At 43.7% G+C, this 14,567-nt stretch carries 12 protein-coding genes and 9 tRNA genes; 4 read left to right on the forward strand and 17 right to left on the reverse strand.

Annotation, left to right across the window (positions count from 1 at the left end):
- Positions 1 to 546 precede the first annotated feature (546 nt).
- Positions 547 to 3,108 carry a TonB-dependent receptor plug domain-containing protein gene (locus tag PCAR9_RS06865; protein ID WP_179982959.1) on the forward strand — a complete coding sequence of 854 codons (2,562 nt, stop codon included), beginning with the start codon at positions 547 to 549 and terminating at the stop codon, positions 3,106 to 3,108.
- 186 nt (positions 3,109 to 3,294) lie between these two features.
- On the opposite strand, the gene PCAR9_RS06870 is transcribed toward PCAR9_RS06865, so the two are convergent.
- Positions 3,295 to 3,879 carry an acyl-CoA thioesterase gene (locus PCAR9_RS06870; protein WP_179982960.1) on the reverse strand — a complete coding sequence of 195 codons (585 nt, stop codon included), beginning with the start codon at positions 3,877 to 3,879 and terminating at the stop codon, positions 3,295 to 3,297.
- A gap of 92 nt (positions 3,880 to 3,971) precedes the next feature.
- Between PCAR9_RS06870 and PCAR9_RS06875 the strand changes: the two genes are divergently transcribed.
- Together PCAR9_RS06875 and PCAR9_RS06880 are read left to right on the forward strand one after the other, a co-directional pair.
- The gene (locus tag PCAR9_RS06875) at positions 3,972 to 4,592 is read left to right on the forward strand and encodes a flavin reductase family protein (RefSeq protein ID WP_179982961.1); all 621 of its coding nucleotides are present in this window, start codon (positions 3,972 to 3,974) and stop codon (positions 4,590 to 4,592) included.
- A 50-nt stretch (positions 4,593 to 4,642) separates the two neighbouring features.
- Positions 4,643 to 5,299, forward strand: coding sequence for a cupin domain-containing protein (locus PCAR9_RS06880; protein ID WP_179982962.1), 657 nt, complete (start codon positions 4,643 to 4,645; stop codon positions 5,297 to 5,299).
- A 181-nt stretch (positions 5,300 to 5,480) separates the two neighbouring features.
- Here the strand turns inward: PCAR9_RS06880 and PCAR9_RS06885 are convergent, their stop codons facing one another.
- The 14 genes from PCAR9_RS06885 to PCAR9_RS06950 all read right to left on the reverse strand — a co-directional run bounded on the left by PCAR9_RS06885 (position 5,481) and on the right by PCAR9_RS06950 (position 12,476).
- Positions 5,481 to 6,887, reverse strand: coding sequence for an alanine/glycine:cation symporter family protein (locus PCAR9_RS06885; protein WP_179982963.1), 1,407 nt, complete (start codon positions 6,885 to 6,887; stop codon positions 5,481 to 5,483).
- Positions 6,888 to 7,230: 343 nt separating this feature from the next.
- A tRNA-Gln gene (locus tag PCAR9_RS06890) sits at positions 7,231 to 7,306 on the reverse strand.
- A gap of 4 nt (positions 7,307 to 7,310) precedes the next feature.
- Positions 7,311 to 7,395: transfer RNA gene (locus PCAR9_RS06895), tRNA-Leu, on the reverse strand.
- Between the two features lie 32 nt (positions 7,396 to 7,427).
- A tRNA-Met gene (locus tag PCAR9_RS06900) sits at positions 7,428 to 7,504 on the reverse strand.
- Between the two features lie 52 nt (positions 7,505 to 7,556).
- Positions 7,557 to 7,632, reverse strand: a tRNA-Gln gene (locus PCAR9_RS06905).
- Positions 7,633 to 7,636: 4 nt separating this feature from the next.
- A tRNA-Leu gene (locus PCAR9_RS06910) sits at positions 7,637 to 7,721 on the reverse strand.
- A 35-nt stretch (positions 7,722 to 7,756) separates the two neighbouring features.
- Positions 7,757 to 7,832 (reverse strand) — tRNA-Gln (locus PCAR9_RS06915).
- A gap of 4 nt (positions 7,833 to 7,836) precedes the next feature.
- Positions 7,837 to 7,921: transfer RNA gene (locus PCAR9_RS06920), tRNA-Leu, on the reverse strand.
- Between the two features lie 35 nt (positions 7,922 to 7,956).
- Positions 7,957 to 8,033, reverse strand: a tRNA-Met gene (locus tag PCAR9_RS06925).
- Between the two features lie 171 nt (positions 8,034 to 8,204).
- Positions 8,205 to 9,014: a peptidylprolyl isomerase gene (locus tag PCAR9_RS06930; protein WP_232091136.1), complete on the reverse strand. Its 810-nt coding sequence runs from the start codon at positions 9,012 to 9,014 to the stop codon at positions 8,205 to 8,207.
- A 328-nt stretch (positions 9,015 to 9,342) separates the two neighbouring features.
- Positions 9,343 to 10,434: a redox-regulated ATPase YchF gene (ychF, locus tag PCAR9_RS06935; RefSeq protein ID WP_179982965.1), complete on the reverse strand. Its 1,092-nt coding sequence runs from the start codon at positions 10,432 to 10,434 to the stop codon at positions 9,343 to 9,345.
- A 41-nt stretch (positions 10,435 to 10,475) separates the two neighbouring features.
- On the reverse strand, positions 10,476 to 11,057 hold the full coding sequence (pth, locus tag PCAR9_RS06940) for an aminoacyl-tRNA hydrolase (protein ID WP_025254772.1): 582 nt from the start codon (positions 11,055 to 11,057) through the stop codon (positions 10,476 to 10,478).
- Positions 11,058 to 11,062: 5 nt separating this feature from the next.
- Entirely contained in the window at positions 11,063 to 11,695 is a 633-nt protein-coding gene (locus tag PCAR9_RS06945) for a 50S ribosomal protein L25/general stress protein Ctc (RefSeq protein ID WP_179982966.1), read from the reverse strand.
- Between the two features lie 325 nt (positions 11,696 to 12,020).
- On the reverse strand, positions 12,021 to 12,476 hold the full coding sequence (locus PCAR9_RS06950; protein ID WP_179982967.1) for a ribose-phosphate pyrophosphokinase: 456 nt from the start codon (positions 12,474 to 12,476) through the stop codon (positions 12,021 to 12,023).
- A gap of 622 nt (positions 12,477 to 13,098) precedes the next feature.
- Between PCAR9_RS06950 and PCAR9_RS06955 the strand changes: the two genes are divergently transcribed.
- Positions 13,099 to 13,407 (forward strand): hypothetical protein, encoded by a 309-nt coding sequence (locus PCAR9_RS06955; RefSeq protein WP_179982968.1) that lies wholly within the window; start codon positions 13,099 to 13,101, stop codon positions 13,405 to 13,407.
- 75 nt (positions 13,408 to 13,482) lie between these two features.
- Here PCAR9_RS06955 and PCAR9_RS06960 read toward each other — a convergent pair whose 3' ends face one another.
- Positions 13,483 to 14,430: a ribose-phosphate pyrophosphokinase gene (locus tag PCAR9_RS06960; RefSeq protein WP_014949014.1), complete on the reverse strand. Its 948-nt coding sequence runs from the start codon at positions 14,428 to 14,430 to the stop codon at positions 13,483 to 13,485.
- Between the two features lie 33 nt (positions 14,431 to 14,463).
- A tRNA-Gln gene (locus PCAR9_RS06965) sits at positions 14,464 to 14,539 on the reverse strand.
- Positions 14,540 to 14,567 lie beyond the last annotated feature (28 nt).

A 14,567-nucleotide genomic window follows, 5' to 3' on the forward strand; every position in this document is an offset into this window, starting at 1 on the left:
TACAAAAAATTATGATAAGGAACTAAATCATGGCTAAGAAAAAAGAACTTAAAAAAGAAATAAAGGTAACTAAAGCTAAAATTGCTAAACAAGAAGGGAAGCTCAAAAAACTTAAGAAGAAGCTTAAAAAGGCGTAAGTGCTAACCCCACCTAATATGATAGAGAGCGCTCTTAACAGAGCGCTTTTTTGTATCCCAATTAGTCTGGCAACAATGGCTCCCGAGAGTTACAACCCCTTATTATTGGCTCGTTTAGTCTAAAAAAAGATAATTCCGTCGCTTCACCTTTAAAAATCTACTTGTCGTCGATATTACGCTTTTATTACTACTTTAGTATTGTGCGAGCGAATCTATTTGTGATTTACTCAGTTCGAAAGTACCCGGTGCTTTTCATCTCTAATAATAATAAGTCTACCCAGACAATCTGACGTTTAGCAGTACCCCAACAACAGAATGAAGTTATTGTATTTAAACTAAAATCAACGCGGTTAAGTACAAGACAGCACACTTCAATAAGTAAAATTTAAAAGAATTCAGGAACAACACCATGCAACAGGCAAAATTTAACGCTTCTGCTTTTAAGCTTTCCCTTATTGCTTCTGCAATAGCTGGAATGCCTTTTTCCACGTCGGTTCTTGCACAAGACCAAGCTTCTGTTGATGAGCAAGATGTTGAGCAAATTCAAATTGTAGGTTCACGACGAGTTGGCCGCACTGTCAATGACTCTCCTGTTCCAATTGATATCATCGACGCTTCTTCGATAGAAGCGACGGGCTTAACTGAAACCAATATGATTTTGAATCAGTTGCTGCCAAGCTTTAACTTTCCTCAACCCTCAGTTACCGATGGTACAGACCACGTGCGTCCAGCCCAGCTGCGAGGCTTAGCACCTGACCATACCCTGGTATTGGTAAATGGAAAACGCCGTCATACTTCAGCGCTGCTTAATCTTAATGGATCGGTAGGGCGAGGCTCGTCGGCAGTAGATTTAAACGCTATTCCTGCTAACGCTATCAAACGAATTGAAGTGTTGCGCGACGGAGCTGCAGCGCAATATGGTTCAGACGCTATCGCTGGCGTAATCAATATTGTATTGAAAGACGCCGCTGAAGGTGGAGAAGTATCGGCGACTTACGGTGCTAACGTAACGACTATGGACGGCGTACCTAACCTTGAAGGGGTAAGTATTGGCGCTGACGGTAATTTAGCATTTGAAGAAGGCAGTGACCGAGAGGTAACCGACGGTCAAACCTTTACCCTTCGCGGTAACATGGGCTTTGAGTGGGGGGACGATGGCTTTGTAAACGTTTCTGCAGAATATCGCGACCGCGGCCAAGCAAATCGTGCAGACTACGATCAGCGAGAAAACTATGCCCGCGATGCAGAAGGTAATTTAGATCCTCGTGAGCTTACGGTTAATCGCTACAACCACGTTTATGGAAACGGCGAGGTAGAAGACTACGCACTGTTCATCAATGCGGGTAAAGCACTCACCGATAGCATTGAGTTTTACACTACAGCCGGTTATAGCACTCGTGACTCTCTTGGTAGTGGCTTTTATCGCCGAGCTCAAGACTCACGTAACATTGTTGAGATATACCCAGATGGTTTCTTACCTTCTATCCAAACCGATATTACCGATATGTCGTTTATCGCTGGAATTAAAGGCTATGGCGATGTCTGGAATTACGACCTATCGTTAACTCACGGTGGTAACGAGCTAGAATACGGTGTAGTAAACACATTAAATACGTCACTTGGCCCAACAAGCCAAACTGAGTTTGATGCCGGTACGCTAGAGTACGATACCACTATCATTAATGCAGACGCGTCTCGATTGGTGGATACTGGCTTGTTTTATAGCGAGATGAACTTCGCAATGGGAGCAGAATACCGTCACGAAGGTTACGATATTACAGCCGGTGAAGAAAACTCTTACATTCAAGGTACCTTTGGCCCTGGTGGAGCGGTAACTGACCCAGTAGATGGGCCGTTTGGCGCGGCTGGCGCGCAAGTATTCCCTGGCTTCACTCCAGAGTCTGCAGGTGATAATAGCCGTCACAACTACAGCTTTTATGTTGATGTAGAAGCCGATGTTGTAGAAAACTGGAATGTAGCAGTGGCAGGGCGCTATGAGGATTATTCTGATTTTGGCAGCACCTTTAACTGGAAAATGTCGCACCGTGTAACGGTCAGTGATGCATTTGCTCTTCGTGCGTCGGTATCAACAGGCTTCAGAGCACCGTCTCTTCAGCAGCAGTATTTTACCTCTATTGCCACCGTATTTGTTGATGGCGAGCCAACTGAAACTGGCACCTTTGCGCCATCAAGTGAGGTTGCACAAGCGCTTGGTAGCCCAGGCTTAGATGCAGAAGAGTCGAATAACTACAGTGCAGGTTTTACCTACTCGCCCACAGCCGATTTCAACTTAACCGTAGACTTCTATCGCATTGATATTGATGATCGTATTGTGCTGTCTAACAACCTTTCGGGTGAAGCAATTGAAGCATTACTAGAGGGAACGGGCGCTAACCAGGCAAGATTCTTCTTAAACGCGATTGATTCACGTACAGAGGGCGTAGATATTGTTTCTACCTATACACTTAATACGGCAGACTACGGTGCATTCAACTTTAACGCAGGCGCTAACTTTAATGATAATGAAGTAACCAGTGTAATCGATGCACCTGATGTACTTCAAAATGCAGGGTTTGATCAGGATAACTTGTTTGATGATGTAGAGCTTCGTCGTTTCGAAACTGCTTCACCTGACAGCAAGCTGAACTTAGGTGTGACGTGGAATTACGACCGTTACACCACTACGCTTCGTACTACACGCTATGGTGAAGTAGAAGATCCATCATCAGTTGAAGCAAGAAATGAAATCATTCCCTCAGAATGGATTACAGATTTAGATATTCGCATTGCGCTAACGGAAGGGCTAACCGTTTCTGTAGGTGCTAATAATGTCTTTGATGTATACCCAGAGCCAACGCGAGATCTTGTTGATGAAGTAACGACTTTCTCTCGCCTGTTTTCCTATTCAGGCTTCTCGCCGTACGGCTTTACCGGCCGTTTTGTTTACGGAAAAGTTGCATATCGTTTTTAATTAAGCGCTTAGGATAAACGTAGAAATACTAGAGTCGTAATTTGAAAAGCCCCCTAAGGTTAGATGTACAACCTTAGGGGGCTTTTTATTTGCTGGGCAAGATGCTATTGGCGGACAGCGAAACATAGTCAAAATTAAATGTATATTGCGGTACTACTATAAGTCCTTTGCTTTCAGATTTAACCTCTAATCTTCATCGTTTTGTTTTGCAGGCACATCATCCCGGTCAAAAGTAACGGTGCATCTATGCGCATCGAGAAGCGCAAAGTCTTCTTTAGGAATAAATGCATCGTAATCACGTTGAAGCTTAACTTGCGCTTCTTTACGAATTTTACTGCGGCGAATAGCGGTGACAAAGTTTCGCATTTCATAGTGAGTAGATAGTTCAAGTTCAGGAACGGCCACAGGTTTACCGCTGTCATCTTTGGCTACCATGGTAAAGAAACTATTATTAGTATGCTTAACCTCGTTCGTTTTTATGTTCTCTGTGGTTACCTTTATCCCCACAACTAACGATGTGTTCCCAACATAATGCACAGTTGCATCTAGATGAAGAAGATCGCCAACCTCAACGGGCTGTAGAAATTCAACGCCGTCGACAGTTACCGTAACGCAGTAGGCGCCTGCATGCTTACTTGCACACGCGTAAGCGACCTTATCCATTAAAGATAAGATAACGCCACCATGTACTTTTCCGCCAAAATTAGCGAATGACGGTACCATTAATTCAGTAAGTCTTGTTCTCGAAAATGCGACACTTCGTGCAGTCATAAACAACCTTTAATCTTAAGCCCTTGAAAAACGCCGTGTAAGCGTTCATATCAGTAGTAGTTTTACCCTACCACACATTTTAAGGAATGGTTTTGTCACAAACGCATTTTTATCAACCAAAAGAAGGTCATGGCTTAGCTCACGACCCCTTTAACGCGATTATTGCACCGCGCCCCATAGGGTGGATTTCTACAAAATCAAAAGCGGGTGTGCTAAACCTTGCCCCTTACAGCTTTTTCAATGCCCTTAATTATACGCCGCCAATTATCGGCTTTTCTGTAGTAGGCAGTAAGAAAGACTCATTGATAAACGTGCAGGAAACAGGCGAGTTTTGCTGGAATCTCGTATCCCAAGATTTGGTTGATGCGATGAATAAAACAAGCAAGCCTTTAGCATCTGAGGAAAGCGAGTTCGACCATGCTGGACTTCAAACCGTAGAAAGCGAAATAGTGCAGGTTCCTCGCGTGAAAGCCAGTAAGGTGAGCATGGAGTGTAAGCTTACCGATGTGGTCCAGCTTAAGACGGCTTCAGGTGATGCGGTGAATAGTTGGTTCATTATGGGCGAAGTCGTGGGCGTACACATCGATAAGTCGCTAATTGAAAACGGTGTTTACAGTACGCTAAAAAGCGCGCCAGTGAGTCGTGGCGGCGGACGAGGTGATTACTACACTATATCCCAAGATAATTTTTTCGAAATGCTAAGACCTGAGTAACGGTCTTTAAGAAAATAGCGACAACGCGCCAATACCAATCGGTGACCTAAATGTTAAATATGAACTTTGATGAACGCTTAGTTATCAATACACAAAAGCAAGAGTGGCAGCCGTCACCGTCTTCCACTGTTTGGCGTAAGCCGTTAGAGCGTGAAGCAAAAGAGTCTGGCCATACAACCAGCGTGGTGAAATACGAGCCTGGCGCCAGCTTCAAACAGCATAGCCATCCGTACGGAGAAGAAATTCTAGTGCTTGAAGGCGTGTTTTCCGATGAGCATGGAGACTACCCTGCAGGCACATACCTGCGCAATCCTCCAGGCAGTAAACACAGCCCGTTTAGTAAAGAAGGCTGCGTGATCTTGGTTAAACTGAATCAATTCGATAAGCGCGATTTAGCTGAGGTTAGAGTGAACACGAATACGGCAGAATGGCTGCAAGGGCAGGGCGGTTTAGAGGTGATGCCGCTTCACAACTTTGAGCATGAACATGTTGCGCTGGTTAAGTGGCCTGTTGGCGAGGTATTTAAGCCCCACAAGCATTTCGGTGGTGAAGAAATATTTGTACTGTCTGGGACGTTTAAAGACGAGCATGGTGAATACCCCAAAGGTACATGGATAAGAAGCCCGCATATGAGTCAGCATCATCCATACGTTGATGAAGAAACAATCATCTGGGTTAAGACAGGGCATTTGCCAGTGGCGTTGTAAGACATCATGACTTTTACATTCTGATAGTAAATGAATATGACGTGATGAATTGTTTTTGCCAACTCATGGCTAGACATGAAAAAGGCTAACCTTAGGTTAGCCTTTCTTGTTGTAGCTGACTTATTTAGAACTGCTTAATCATAGTTACGGAGATAACATTCAACTTAATTTAAAATCGAAATTAATCCCACACGCCATCTTCTGACTTACCCTGTATTTCACAGTCACCCGCTTTGTATTCCATGTCTGCGCCAGTGTCTTTTTTCTTAAAGTAGTCTTTGCTGATAGAAACAATGGTTGGGGTCATCCATACAATAGCGATGATGTTGATTACCGTCATTAAACCTAGCGCCATGTCGGCCATGGCCCATACCTGAGGTAGCGCTGCTTGTGCACCCCAATAAATCATGCCTAAATAGCCAATAGTGTAGACCAAACGGCCTATTTTATTATCCAGCTTGAACATGTGCAGGTTACTTTCGCCGTAGGCGTAGTTTGCTACTACAGATGTGAATGCAAATAAGCTGATGGCGGCTGCCACAAAGTCGGTACCGCCTTCACCTAAGTGACTACTCATCGCGTCTTGGGTTAAGCGTATGCCTTCCATTTGATCAGAGCTTGAACCGCCAGCAAGTAGAATGATAAAGGCAGTAGACGTACACAGTACTAGCGTATCTAAGAAAACGCCAAGCATCTGAATGTAACCTTGAGATACTGGGTGATTAGGGTTTGGAACAGCACTTGCTGCTGCGTGCGGTACAGAGCCGCTACCCGCTTCATTTGAATAGAGACCACGCTGAATTCCATTTTTAATGGCAGCACCTAGTGCGCCAGCGCCAGCTTCCTGCAAGCCAAATGCTGACTTTATAATATCAAGCAGCATAGCGGGCAGTTCGGAAATATTAATGAAGGTGATGGCGAGCGCTACTAGTACGTAGCCAATCCCCATGAAAGGAACCACAAACTCGGCAAAGCGGGCAATGCTTTTAAGCCCTCCCACTACAATTAAAGCGGCTAGGGCAATAATGGCTAGGCCAACATATTCAGCAGGGAAAGAGTACGCATTGTTTAATGCATCGGTAATAGTGTTAGCTTGTACGGCACTGAAAACAAAACCGTAGCCAAAGAACAAACACAGCGAGAAAGCGACAGCTAACCACGTTTTATTTAACCCCTGCTTAATGTAGTAAGCTGGGCCGCCACGAAATTCGCCGTTTTCGTCACGTACTTTGTAAAGCTGACCCAAAACACTTTCAGCAAAGCCTGTTGCCATACCAAGAAGGGCAATCATCCACATCCAAAAGATAGCGCCAGCGCCACCTAGTGATATAGCAACCGCAACGCCAGCTAAGTTACCAGTACCCACACGGGCAGATAAACTGGTACATAAAGCTTGAAATGAACTGATCCCATCTTTAGAAGAGGTGTTACTGCCTTTAAGCAGGCTGAACATATGACCGAAATGTCTAAGCTGTACACCGCCTAGTTTTACGGTAAACCAAATACCACATGCCAGAAGCATGATAATAAGTACCTGGCCGTCTCCCCACAGAATATTGTTAACTAATGAAACGAATTCGTTTATCACGCACTTTCCTTCGTTATTGTTTTAATAGCTGCTCGGCGTGTAAAGATGAACTGAACATGACAGGTGCGTTGTCAGAACAAACGTTTAGGATTTAGCAAAAAAATATTTCCTAAACCTTAGGATAAGCCGAGCTATATCGATAAAGAACCAATACTAGCACGACAGTTAAATGATTGGACAATGAAAACGTACTGAAACTATGACGTTTTATGCTCGCATATAGCAAATTTATTCATTTAGAAGGGAAAGGCCGTAGAGTTTTTAACTAAAATCTATCAGTACTTTTTAGAAAGGGTAAACAAAAACAAAAAAGCCGCTCAAAAGAGCGGCTTCTTCAAAAATATGGCTGGGGTAACAGGACTCGAACCTATGAATGGCGGGATCAAAACCCGCTGCCTTACCAACTTGGCTATACCCCAATTTTGGTGCGGAAGGAGAGACTTGAACTCTCACGCCGTGAAGCACTGGAACCTAAATCCAGCGTGTCTACCAATTCCACCACTTCCGCAATGTAGACTTCCAATTAAGGAATGTAAAAGTTGGTGGCTACGGCGAGATTCGAACTTGCGACCCCATCATTATGAGTGATGTGCTCTAACCAACTGAGCTACGTAGCCTAAACTTTTATCTTCAATAAAAAGCCGCTCGATGAGCGGCTTCTCAAGAATTTGGCTGGGGTAACAGGACTCGAACCTATGAATGGCGGGATCAAAACCCGCTGCCTTACCAACTTGGCTATACCCCAGTCGTGGTGCGGAAGGAGAGACTTGAACTCTCACGCCGTGAAGCACTGGAACCTAAATCCAGCGTGTCTACCAATTCCACCACTTCCGCGTAGACGCTAGCTATAATAGTCATTCAAAAAAGAATGGCTGGGGTAACAGGACTCGAACCTATGAATGGCGGGATCAAAACCCGCTGCCTTACCAACTTGGCTATACCCCAGTCGTGGTGCGGAAGGAGAGACTTGAACTCTCACGCCGTGAAGCACTGGAACCTAAATCCAGCGTGTCTACCAATTCCACCACTTCCGCGCAGCTAGACTTTCCTAAAAGAGATAACAGAGAATTGGTGGCTACGGCGAGATTCGAACTTGCGACCCCATCATTATGAGTGATGTGCTCTAACCAACTGAGCTACGTAGCCTTGCTATTCTCTTCCCTCTCAGGAAGTGGCGCGTATTATGCGTATATGACTGGCAACCGTCAACCCCTTTTTTACTAACTTTTTTTAAATGCTCATTAAGTGTGCGCATTAGGGCGAAATACGCACAAAAAGCCGTGAATTTGAACAACTTGCAAGGGGTTAAGTACCCATTTACCAAGTTTTGTCACTGGCTTTTGTCTGGTAATAACACACGTCAATAGGGCGCGGGCCATAGGTATTATCATGAAAAAACGGGTTATCTAGGTTTTTTCCTGTATTCACTCGTTTTTTATATTCTTCATGGCGTGGTGTTTGTAAAAAGTAAGGCGTTGAGTTGCTAGTATGCACAAAAGCCTGCTTAATTTTACTCTCTTGGGTTATCTCATCTAGTACACCACCTGTGTCCATATTGCCTCTAGGTAATTTTTGAAGTAGTTCCATCCCCTTCACCACACGGCCTACCACCGACATATTTCTATCTAAGTGTCGTGGCGCTTGACCAATTACAATATAAAACTCGGTACTGGCGGTATCTTTTTCGCTATTGCGAGCAAACGCCACAACACCAGGGCAGTGAAGCCCCCACATTTCTTTTCGATTTTTATCTATACCCACTGGGAATCCGTCTAAAAATCCAGTATTAGGTGCAAACATATCCTTAGATTCGACCAATTTTACATTGCTATTAAGTGGCTGAGTAAATTCAGCGCTTATTGGCTTAAGCAGATTTGCTGCAAATTGAGATGTGTCGTGGGTGTCATTGCTGCCCGCTTGTGCGACAAATCCATCTACTACACGATAAAACGCTTGCTCGTTGTAAAAGCCTGCGTCTATAAGCGCTTTGAACCTGGCCACATGCTTTGGCGCAAGTGTTGGGTGAAGTGCAATAACCACATCGCCATGTGCGGTTTTAAAAGTTACCGTATTAGCTTGGGGTACCTGATACCAACTATCGGCATTGCTTACCAATGTTGGCGCCATTTCACCGCCGCTGATGTCAGATTGTATGTTTACCGCTTTAACTTGAGTTTCACTGGCGATGGAAAAACTAGCAAAGGTTAGTAAACATAACGTTCTAACCGAGGCCCTAAATAGAGATTGTCGTTTTTTTAGTTGTGTGTATCGTTGCGACGTGCCTTTCGATACTGCGAACGAGTGTAAATTGCAGAACTGTTTAAAAATCATTGTAAAAGTCGGTAGTTTTTTATTAGTTATATCAGCCCTATGTATACTTCACAATTGGTTACGGCAAACAAAAAAGCCACCTTGCGGTGGCTTTTGTAAACAGCACTAATTTCTACTTGAGAAATTACACGTTAAAGCGGAAGTGAATAACGTCACCATCTTTAACAATGTAGTCTTTACCTTCAAGACGCCATTTACCTGCATCTTTAGCACCTTGTTCGCCGTTAAACTCGACAAAGTGATCGTAGCTCACTATTTCGGCACGAATAAAGCCTTTCTCAAAGTCGGTGTGAATTTTACCCGCTGCTTGTGGAGCAGTTGAACCTTCAGGGAAAGTCCAAGCGCGCACTTCTTTAACACCTGCGGTAAAGTAAGTTTGAAGCGTTAGCAAGTTATAACCGGCACGAATTACGCGGTTAAGCCCCGGCTCTTCTAATCCCATATCTTGCATAAACTCTTCGCGCTCGTCATCTTCAAGCTCCGCGATATCAGACTCGATAGATGCGCAAACGGCTACTACAGTCGCATTCTCGCCAGATGCTATCTCTTTTACCTGGTCAAGGTACGGGTTGTTTTCAAAGCCGTCTTCATTTACGTTAGCAATGTACATAGTTGGCTTAAGAGTAAGCATGTTCATGTAGCTGATTGCCGCAAGTTCTTCTTTGCTAAGCTCAAGTGAACGAAGTAATAAGCCTTCATCTAGGTGCGGCTTAATCTTTTCAAGTACTTTCATTTCGTACTTAGCGTCAGCGTCGCCGCCTTTAGCGCGCTTTGCTACACGGTGAAGTGCTTTTTCTGTGGTTTCTAGATCAGATAGCGCAAGCTCGGTATTAATAACATCGATGTCATCTTTAGGGCTAACGCGACCTGCAACGTGAACAATGTTTTCATCATCGAAGCAGCGTACTACGTGACCGATAGCGTCGGTTTCACGAATGTTCGCTAGGAATTTATTACCTAAGCCTTCACCTTTAGATGCGCCTTCTACCAAACCCGCAATATCAACGAATTCCATAGTAGTAGGAATAACGCGCTGTGGATTTACGATTTCAGCCAACTTGTCCAAACGAAGATCTGGCACAGGTACTACGCCTGTGTTTGGCTCGATGGTACAGAAAGGGAAGTTGGCCGCTTCGATACCTGCTTTTGTTAATGCATTGAAAAGTGTTGATTTACCTACGTTTGGTAGGCCAACAATACCGCATTTAAAACCCATGGTATGGATCCTTAGTTTGGAAAAGTGAAAACTGGCTAGGTTTACCCTTTGTGAGAGTGCAACCTGTTCTGTGCTTGCTTAAGGTCTTCTTTCAGCAAAATTTCGGTACAGCGTACCGCTTCATCAACGGCGCTTTCAATAGCTGCCTTTTCATCCGCTGGTGGCTTACCAAGAACATGGCCGGTTACTCGGCTTTTATGACCTGGATGACCAATACCTATGCGCAAACGCAAAAAATTCTTGTTGTTACCCATTTTAGCCACAATGTCACGTACGCCGTTTTGACTAGAACTTCCACCCACTTTGTATTTTGCTACGCCGGGAGGCAAATCTAATTCGTCAAATGCTACTAATATTTGTTCTGGTTCTATGCGGTAAAAATTAGCCAGTGCTGCTACGGCTTGTCCACTTTTATTCATAAACGTAGTGGGGTAGAGCAAACGGACATCTTTGCCAGCAATAGTAATGCGAGCAGTCTTACCGAAGAATTTGGTTTCTGGTTTTAGCGGGGCGTTATAGGTGTCGGCAAGTTGGTTGAGAAACCATTCACCGGCATTGTGTCGGGTATTTTCATATTCGGGGCCTGGATTACCCAGGCCCACGATTAGGCGGATATCAGCCAAGAGGATTATTCCTCTGAAGCTTCTTCTTCGCCGTCTTCTTCTGCGTCAGCCGCTTTAGGAGCAGGCTTAACAGTCACAACTGCTAGGTCGTGAGCTTCGTCGTTCTTAGCAAGTTCTACTGAAGAAACGCCAGCTGGAAGTGTTAGGTCAGAAAGGTGTAGCGTTTGACCCATTTCAACAGCAGCCATATCTACTTCGATGAACTCTGGAAGGTTCTTAGGCAGACAAGTAACTTCAATTTCAGTTACGTGGTGCTCAGCGATACCGCCAGCTTTAACAGCAGCAGACTTCTCTTCGTTTACGAAGTGAAGTGGTACGTTAGTGTGAACGTCTTCGCCAGCGATTACACGTTGGAAGTCAATGTGCATGATCTTTGGCTTGTACGGGTGACGCTGCATGTCTTTAACTAGAACTTCAACAACTTTACCGTCTAGGTTTAGTTCAAGAACGTGAGAGTAAAACGCTTCAAAGTCAGCAGAGTTGTTAACTTTGTTGTGATCTAGTGTGATAGAAACTGGTGCTTCTTCACCACCGTAGATGATACCAGGAAGCTTATCTTCGCGACGTAGGCGGCGGCTCGCACCTTTCCCTAGGTCTGTACGAACAGAAGCATCTAGTTTGAAATTTGCTTCAGACATTGTCTGTCTCCAAAAAATATAAGTCTAATGATGTGGATTTTTGCGACCAAAACCCACTGTAATTTGATGTTTGTCACGTTTGAAAATACATTCTTACGCACAATAAATCATCAGCCCAAAATTCAAGGGCGGCGAATTCTAACACCACCCACTACAACATACAATTGCCAACACAGATAAAAATAGAAGCGGGTAAGTATAAAATTGACGATACTAATAATAAAAACGCGCCGAGGCGCGCTTTTATTATAACAAGAACAGTAAAGACAGATTTCTAACCGTGCTATATTACAATAACAGGCTACTTGCCTCGCACAGAATACGGCTATTTCGTTTGCAGGTTATCAATGACCTTGCTGGTATCAAGAACTTTAACGCTTGATACTTGAAGTACAGTACCAAATTGGGTGAACGTCATCATATCAGGCTTAGGTGTACCTTTGACTTCAACAACGAGGCCATTCTTTTGATAAGTTTCATCTAATCCATGTAGAGTGTAACGATCGCCATTCTCTGCAATAAACGCATAAAAACCGCCCTCTAAGTCTTTATATATAATGCTGCCTTTCATAGATACTTCACCTTTCACGTTCTCTTCAATAGCTTCAGCTTGTGTAACAGGCTCAGCAACCAGTTCTTTAGGCATAGACTCAACCTTTGTGTCCATTTGTTTTTCTTTATCTACCATGTTGATGTCCTTATTGGCTTCTTCTTGAGAGCAAGCTACAAGCGTAAGTACTGAAGTAAAAATAAGTACAAGTTTAAGGCGATGTGTTGTCATTCTTATATTCCTCTATTAGATAAGAGTAGGGCTTTATCGTTAGCGTTCAGCTAGCACCCAGTTAGAGTAAAGCGCACTGCAGTGCATAACTTTTGGGGTCTACCAAATAAATTTGTTCTTTGTTTTACAGTTTTCCATGGTGTTTAAGTAATTTCTACAAAAAACGCAGAAACCTATACATCTTTTTCACCTTTTAAAAAGTAGAGCTCATTTTTTTTTTGAACGAGAGAGATTTTTAATTTTTACAAAAACGAAGAATTTTTAAGGGATGATTATAAATGCTTTTATTTCACAGTAACTGGCGAAGAAAAAGTTTTATAAATTTGCTTAAGCCGCTGTTCATAGGGCGATGGAAACAACTTTTTATACTAAGTGATGCAGCAAAAAAACATAGAACTTTCTTTATCGAAAAGGGAAGAATATGCTGAAATGGAATTTCGTCCTCCGCGCTTCCCCTATATTGTAAAGTGATTGGCATAGAGCCTGCTTCATAACCATTGACTTATGTAATGACAGCCCCGAGACCTACTTATCTAGTCAAAAGGCAATGTATTACGCAGCTAGCATAATCTCCATAACCTTATTTGGGGATTATCAAAAGCAACGTTTTTAAGGAGAGAAAATGAAGCACTTAACTAAAATTTTTGCAGTATCGAGTTTGGCACTAGCGGCAAGTGCGTGCGACGTGAACAAAACTGAAGATGGCGAAATGCCCGATGTTGACGTTGAATCTGGCGAGCTTCCTGAATATGAAGTAAAGAAAACCGATGATGGACAAATGCCAGACGTTGATGTTGAAGGTGGCGAAATGCCTGAGTATGACGTCGATACGATGGACGTTGACGTAAAAACAAAGACTAAAGAAGTTGAAGTACCTGTTGTTGACGTAGATATGCCAGAAGACGACGAAGAAGACGAAACGGGTAACTAAATAAAACTTCCCGTAAAAGAAGCGAGTGAAACAGTGCTATTTATCATCACTGTTTCACTCGTTTTTTAGATTGAATTAGTATTCAAACATTGCTGAAATCGATTCTTCGTTGCTAATGCGACGAATAGTTTCTGCAAGCATCTCAGATAAAGTAAGCTGTTTTACTTTTCCAATTTGCTTCATCTCTGCACTTAATGGGATAGAGTCGGTAACGATAATTTCGTCAATAACAGACTCTTTAAGATTGTTTGCAGCGTTACCTGAAAAGATAGCGTGAGTAGCGTAAGCATAAACACGGCGAGCACCATGTGCTTTAAGTGCTTCTGCTGCTTTTGCAAGCGTACCGCCTGTATCAATCATGTCATCAACGATGATACAGTCTCTATCTTTAACATCACCAATAATATTCATTACCTGAGCCACGTTCGCTTTAGGGCGACGTTTATCGATAATGGCAAGGTCGGTGTCGTTAAGTAGTTTCGCAGTAGCACGTGCACGAACAACACCGCCAATGTCAGGAGAAACGACAACAGGGTCGGCAAAGTCACGTCTTACCATGTCAGCAAGAAGGATAGGAGTACCGAATGCGTTATCCACCGGAACATCAAAGAAACCTTGAATCTGTTCGGCGTGTAGGTCGATGGTAAGTACGCGGTCAACACCAACGTTAGACAGGAAGTCAGCCACTACTTTCGCAGTAATTGGCACCCTAGCTGAACGAACACGACGGTCTTGGCGTGCATAACCAAAGTAAGGAATTACTGCTGTAATACGACCAGCGGATGCGCGACGTAGTGCGTCGATCATCACAATAAGTTCCATAAGGTTATCGTTAGTAGGTGCACACGTAGACTGGATAATAAAAACGTCCGAGCCACGGACGTTTTCATGAATTTCTACGCTGATTTCACCGTCACTGAAACGGCCAACTTTGGCATTTCCAAGTTTGGTGTAGAGGCGATCGGCAACTTTCTGGGCAAGTTCTGGTACGGCATTACCTGCAAAGAGCTTCATATCTGGCACAAGTGGTTCCTCAGTGCGTTGATAAAAGAGGTTTGGCTGGGGTAGCAGGACTCGAACCTACGAATGGCGGGATCAAAACCCGCTGCCTTACCAACTTGGCTATACCCCAATTTTTAAGTTCTTGTCCGATGTGGCGT

The organism is Alteromonas macleodii (assembly GCF_903772925.1).
GTDB classification, from domain to species: Bacteria; Pseudomonadota; Gammaproteobacteria; order Enterobacterales; family Alteromonadaceae; genus Alteromonas; species Alteromonas macleodii_A.